Source organism: Vibrio sp. 1580, from assembly GCF_033340055.1.
On the sequence record NZ_JAWOVT010000310.1, the window covers coordinates 1 to 687 of the forward strand.

The following is a 687-nucleotide window of genomic DNA, read 5'->3' on the forward strand; positions in this document are numbered from 1 at the left end:
AAAACGAGCGGCTTTTTTAATGGCAATGACATAAGTTTTACGAGAGATGACGGCTTTGACGTCGTGCTGATAATTGTTCATAAGCTCTGACCGAGAGGTGATACTCCTTAGCGAACAACTGACATGTGGTAAGCAGATGCTGACTAATATAGTGATAGTTATATCGATAAGGGGAATCGTTGTGTCAAAGCAATTATCTGTTGCCATGGTTGGCGTTATGCTGTCTTTGGGTGTGTTCAGTGCGGAAGCGATGGCAGATCCAAAACACAGGCACGGTCATAAACACGAGCATCATCATGACCATCACCACCATAAACGTAAGCACAAGCATAAACACCGACATCATGATGTGATTGTGGTGAACCCAAGGCCGCCAAGGCACCAATACTACTATTACGACCGCATTCCTCGTAATAGCACTTACATTCAAATTGGTAACTTTACGTATTTAAAAGTGGATGACCATTATTATCGTCGTTCAAGTGACCGATATATCCATGTAAAACTATAGATACAAAAACAGCGAGCTAGGCTCGCTGTTTTTGTTGATGAAAGACCTAAACCGTAAAGCGATTTAGGATTTCATCCTGCTTGCGTACATTGTCGTGTTGAGATTGCATGGCTTCGTTAGTGCGGTTTGCAGAATCAGCAACTTGAGTGGATAGGTCTTTAATATTGACCGTGTTG

Annotated in this window: 1 protein-coding gene; it reads left to right on the top strand. The window is 42.4% G+C overall.

Features of this window, described 5'->3' with window-relative positions; all coding sequences use genetic code 11:
• Positions 1-181 precede the first annotated feature (181 nt).
• Positions 182-511 carry a hypothetical protein gene (locus R7093_RS25705; protein WP_020835034.1) on the top strand — a complete coding sequence of 110 codons (330 nt, stop codon included), beginning with the start codon at positions 182-184 and terminating at the stop codon, positions 509-511.
• Positions 512-687 lie beyond the last annotated feature (176 nt).